Consider the following 4,995-nt stretch of genomic DNA (forward strand, 5'->3'; position numbering starts at 1 on the left):
TGTTTTAGCCATAGAATACTACTCTTTAAAGCCGTTGGCTTTTAGATTTACTCTGTCCTCTGTGACAAAGATCAGTTCCCCTGGTGTCGTTTTGATTGGCATTGCCATTTCATTGGGTTTCAGGGATAAAGGAAGCCTACAAAGGCTTGCTGAATGGTGACATTTTGGTGGGGGTTAACAGCATTTATCTGGCTGACAACGAGTGGACGGTAGTGGATATTACGCCAGATTTGGTAAACCTCCGCATATTTGACCCTGATGAGCAGATGACAATCATGGCTTGTATTTATCCCGCAATAAAAGGGAATAGCACCAGCTGGTTAAAGGTGGTGATGCCGAACGCTGTCTCTGATGCTAAATATTTCGCAGATTGAACATCTCTTCCCAGTTCCGTTGCCCGATTATGACTTCGAACTCACGAGCTGAGAGTAAGAGCATCTTTCCCTGAATAAAGTCCTCTGTCAATCGAGGACATGCAGTATTCACAAAAGCATCCGCTTTATATTTATAGGCGAGCAATCTCTCCCCGGTTATCTCATCCATCGCTATCAGATATGCGGTCAGCCCTCTCTGTATCGCATTCTCCTTCAGTCTCCTCGCCTCCCTTAGATTGCACTGACCGCTCTTCATGCCTATGATAATTCCAAATGTGGTTGCATCCAGCGCTCGAGCAACTGCGAGATACCGCTTCTTACGCTCCTCTTCTCCATGAAATATCATCAACTGGTTCGTGAAAGGGTCAGCAGCAACCACTCTCCTGCCTGTGTATAAAGCGAGCCCCGCGGGATGGAAACTGCCAGAACCTATGAAGAGGATCTCATCGCATGGAACTTTCGCAGCTGAGAAATCGCAGCCCAGCACCTGTCCCGCATACCGCAGCATAGGGGACTTTCCGGTTATGACATTCTTTCCATGCTGTGCAAGTACGGATATCGCATCTTTCAACATGTGTATATGCTGCACTGTACTCACCACACATACGGTCTCGCCTTTCAGCTCCGTTACCGCCGTCTTCACCACGGGTTTCACATCAACCTCACTTCTCAGCTCTATGAAACACACCTTCTCGCACTCACTAAGCAGGGAATGACTACCTAAGCCTGAGTATTCAGTATGCCCGAAATGGAACAATATATCAACAATCCTCAGCAGCTTAACGTCAATGTCACAGGCACCATAGCATGAGTTACCGGAGATTATCACTTCTGCACCTGTTTTAGCGGCGATAGCATCGGCGAGCTCGGTTGCCACGGGTCTGACACCCTCGGGAAGCTGGATACCAACGCTCTTCGCATTCCTCGCTTTTATCTGCTCCACTATTCGCTCCAACTCGAAGTTATAAGAGAACTTTATCATCGCTTTTTATATAAAGCAGATTATGAAAAAATAAGGAGAGGAGAATGGAATGGAGATGAAAGTAGTTAGCGTTCTGATCCTTGGGTTGGTGATAGGAGTGATAGTAGGGGGCGCAGTGGGAGCATTTGTACTGCCGCAGCAGGTGCACAGTTTCTTCCCAAGTACTTTGAACACAAACATAAACACAAGCACAAATACAATAACGCCTGAAGCAGCGGGAGCGAAGACGATTGATTTCATATCTAATTACGGTGGACTTCCTCCTGGTGTAAATGTCACATTGATAAACGTAACAGAGGCAGAGGATGCGGACCTGTATAAAATCGCTGTTAATATGTCAGCAGGGGGAATATCCCGGACGGTAATGACATATCTGACGAAGGATGGTAGGATACTATTCCCTCAGGGTATTGATATAGAGGAAGTGGAATCCAGGCAGACAAAGGAAGCAGTTACCAGAACCAGGCAGACAATAGGGAATTTCATTGTTAGTGGTGATGAGATATGTAAGGATGACGGCAAACCAGCTATTTATTTCTTTGGCTCCGATGGATGTCCGCATTGCAAGTGGGAACATCCGGTGATAGCAGATGTGGCATCGAAGTTTAAGGACTTCATATCGTTCCACGATGATATGAACAATTTCACTGCTGACAGGGACATATTTGCAAGATATAGCACAGGTGGCGTGCCAACTATTGTATTGGGCTGCCGCTATTACCGGATTGGCTCAGGAGAGAACCAGGGTAAGGAGCAGGAAGCGAAGATACTGACCGCACTCATCTGCAATCTAACAGACAATAAGCCGATAGATATCTGTTCCACACCAGAGATTGAAGCTCTGATCACCAGGATCTAAAATAAAAAATAAAAATAAAATAATAAAAGGGAGGGTTATAACCTCCATTATTTATTAACTCATTCAACTAACCCAACCCAACTCAGATCAGATGATCTCTACGAGCTGGATGTCAAAAGTCAGGTCTTTGCCAGCCAGAGGATGATTTGCATCCAGGGTGACGTGGGATTCTGATATATCTGCTATTGTAAGCACGATTATCCTGCCATCTGGTTGTCGGCTTTGTAACTGTAGCCCAACTTCTGGTTTCAAACCTTCCGGTAATTGAGACTTTTCTATCTCCAGTACAAGGTCCTCGCGCCGCTGCCCGTATGCATCCTCAGCCGGTATCTTAACTGTCTTAGACTCCCCTGGGTTCATTCCCACTACTGCATGCTCAAAACCCGGTATTATCTGCCCACCACCTATCGTGAATTGAAGCGGATCGCCATTTACTGAGGCATCAAATACCGTGCCATCATCCAATTTGCCCGTGTAGTGAACCTTAACGGTGTCACCATATTTCGCCTGTGCCATAATTTTTTCCTCCTTTTTTTCTTTTACAATAGAATAATAATAAGAGCGATGTATAAAATACAATCTATGCCTTATAGCCTATAAGCCTATATCATATCCAGCTCACGAAGCACCTGCCTCAACTTGTGCTCGTTTTCTTCGCTCAGTTCACCCAGTGGGAGCCTCACATGACCAGCCGGCAATCCCATCAGCTCCGCCGTACGCTTCACAGGTATCGGATTCGTCTCAAGGAACATCGCCTCAAACAGCGGAAACAATCTGAGGTTGATCTCTTTCGCCTTCTCTATATCACCGCTCAACATTGCATTCACCATCTCGCACATTGGTTGCGGTGCTATATTCGCTGCCACTGATATCACACCCTTACCACCAAGGCTCATTATCGGGAGCGTGAGGAAGTCATCACCTGCGACCACAGTGAAGTCCAGACCACGCTCCTTCGCTAACTTTATAATCGCACCCACCTGTTTTAAATTACCCGAAGCTTCTTTCACTCCCTTTACACTCTCGACTTCTGCCGCTATCTCCACCATCGTCTCTGCACTCATGTTCAACCCGGTTCTGGAGGGTATGTTATAAAGAATCAGAGGTATATCAGCGGAATCGCCGATCTGTCTGAAATGTTCCTTTAAACCCCTAACATTCGGCTTGTTGTAATAAGGTGTAATAAGTAAGCAAGCCTCAGCACCTGCGTCTGCTGCATATCGCGTCAGCTCAACAGCCTCCCTTGTGTTGTTAGAGCCTGTACCTGCTATCACAGGTACCTTCGCATTTGCCACTACTATATCTATAACACGCTTATGCTCCTCGTGTGAAAGCGTTGCAGACTCCCCTGTCGTGCCACAGGGCACTATTCCAGCAACCCCCCCTTCCTCAACATACTCCACCATCCGCTTCAAACCTGCTGCATCTACTTCATCATCCTTCGTAAAAGGCGTTATAAGCGCCGGATATACCCCCTGCATCTTTAACATTTCATCTCACCTTTCTTCTTATGTGTTATATATCCTGCTACTCTATTTCGCACCTCTTTACTCTTTATATTCGTGTATTCCTCCACTATCTTCTTATTTCGCTCGAAATCGTCGGTAAATGCGTGTATCTCCTGCAATAATTGCCTTGATAACTTCTTTATATATGTTGGCTTAATCGTACCCACTGCTATTCACCCTCTATTTTTCTCCGTTTCGCTCTCCAGTTCCTCCTCTCCTTTCTCTCTTACGTCACTCACACCTATCATCAAGAATACCGCAGCTGCTAACAGTACTACAATGGGAATTACTCCCAGTATCACAGTTTTCACACCCTCCCGGAAGATGGACAATTGGGGTACTACCAGCATTGCTATTCCCACTACTGCCAGTAAAATTCCCACTAATAGCTCTAAATACGCATTCATCTCTTATAATCACCTCCTCAGGACAAATTCGGCACTTTCTGGCTTGTATTTCCAATTGCTAGGTAATATTCTCTTCCTTACATAATACTTCACAAGTCTTCTTATCTTCGATTCGGTCAACTGCAACGCCCTCCTGTTATGCACATCTTTCTTATTCACTTCAAGATGCTTCCTTATCCTGAGTGCTCTTCGCATCAAATTCTGAAGGTCTTCCGGTATCTCTGGCGCGAGATTTCTCTCTCTCAATATCTCTGTTATCTTCTTACCCACCACCTGCGGCACTCTGGGCACACCATGTCCATCCCGAAGTACTATCCCGATCTCACTTGTTGAGAGACCTCTGTTATACAACTCAATCACTTTCTTCTCCACTTCCTCTGCACTCACATCTATCCATCCAAGTACCGTTGAAGTTGGAGGTCGCTTAGAACCTGCCTTGCCGCGCCGCCTTGCATATATCCTAGCCATTACTCTTCACCGTTACCCTAATATTTACTCCACCTGCCATATATATACATATACCTTATGATATTCTTCACCGCTAATTTGATAAATTCGGGCTCTTTTATAAATTCTCTCAATATGAGTGAAGGGTAATCCATATCTCCTTTCTCCTCTACACGCCGCCGCTCTCGCCCCAATGCACGGAATATCCTATCGAGGTCATCATCTCCTAACACGCACCTCAATCTATGAACCCATATACCAAATGCTATCTCCTTTCCTATTTCTCTATGCCATCGCCTGTCATAATGCTTCAATAGTTGCATATCACCCGTTGAAGCCGCTTTTGCCGCTACCTCGCCTGCAATCTTGCCACATCTCAGTCCATAGTAGACTCCGCCACCACTGATTGGCTTTACCT

Annotated in this window: 8 protein-coding genes and 1 pseudogene; 2 read left to right on the plus strand and 7 right to left on the minus strand. The window is 45.7% G+C overall.

The window, feature by feature from the left end; translation table 11 throughout:
* Positions 1-164 precede the first annotated feature (164 nt).
* Positions 165-374 (plus strand): hypothetical protein, encoded by a 210-nt coding sequence (locus J7J01_05215; GenBank protein MCD6210279.1) that lies wholly within the window; start codon positions 165-167, stop codon positions 372-374.
* Here the strand turns inward: J7J01_05215 and dph2 are convergent.
* Positions 355-1,356, minus strand: coding sequence for a diphthamide biosynthesis enzyme Dph2 (gene dph2, locus J7J01_05220; protein ID MCD6210280.1), 1,002 nt, complete (start codon positions 1,354-1,356; stop codon positions 355-357). The genes J7J01_05215 and dph2 overlap by 20 nt on opposite strands.
* Before the next feature lie 49 nt (positions 1,357-1,405).
* Between dph2 and J7J01_05225 the strand changes: the two genes are divergently transcribed.
* Positions 1,406-2,215, plus strand: coding sequence for a thioredoxin family protein (locus J7J01_05225; GenBank protein ID MCD6210281.1), 810 nt, complete (start codon positions 1,406-1,408; stop codon positions 2,213-2,215).
* A gap of 87 nt (positions 2,216-2,302) precedes the next feature.
* Here the strand turns inward: J7J01_05225 and J7J01_05230 are convergent, their stop codons facing one another.
* The 6 genes and pseudogenes from J7J01_05230 to J7J01_05255 all read right to left on the minus strand — a co-directional run.
* Positions 2,303-2,731: a peptidylprolyl isomerase gene (locus J7J01_05230; protein ID MCD6210282.1), complete on the minus strand. Its 429-nt coding sequence runs from the start codon at positions 2,729-2,731 to the stop codon at positions 2,303-2,305.
* A gap of 86 nt (positions 2,732-2,817) precedes the next feature.
* On the minus strand, positions 2,818-3,705 hold the full coding sequence (locus J7J01_05235; protein ID MCD6210283.1) for a 4-hydroxy-tetrahydrodipicolinate synthase: 888 nt from the start codon (positions 3,703-3,705) through the stop codon (positions 2,818-2,820).
* Positions 3,699-3,890, minus strand: a complete 192-nt coding sequence (locus tag J7J01_05240; protein ID MCD6210284.1) for a 30S ribosomal protein S17e — start codon at positions 3,888-3,890, stop codon at positions 3,699-3,701. The genes J7J01_05235 and J7J01_05240 overlap by 7 nt, the downstream gene beginning before the upstream one ends.
* 6 nt (positions 3,891-3,896) lie before the next feature.
* Positions 3,897-4,130 carry a hypothetical protein gene (locus J7J01_05245; protein ID MCD6210285.1) on the minus strand — a complete coding sequence of 78 codons (234 nt, stop codon included), beginning with the start codon at positions 4,128-4,130 and terminating at the stop codon, positions 3,897-3,899.
* Between the two features lie 9 nt (positions 4,131-4,139).
* A pseudogene (locus J7J01_05250) lies at positions 4,140-4,598 on the minus strand (30S ribosomal protein S15).
* Positions 4,599-4,615: 17 nt separating this feature from the next.
* A partial coding sequence (locus tag J7J01_05255) for a hypothetical protein (protein ID MCD6210286.1) occupies positions 4,616-4,995 on the minus strand: 380 nt, incomplete at its 5' end.

The organism is Methanophagales archaeon, assembly GCA_021159465.1.
In the GTDB taxonomy this organism is placed as follows: domain Archaea; phylum Halobacteriota; class Syntropharchaeia; order Alkanophagales; family Methanospirareceae; genus G60ANME1.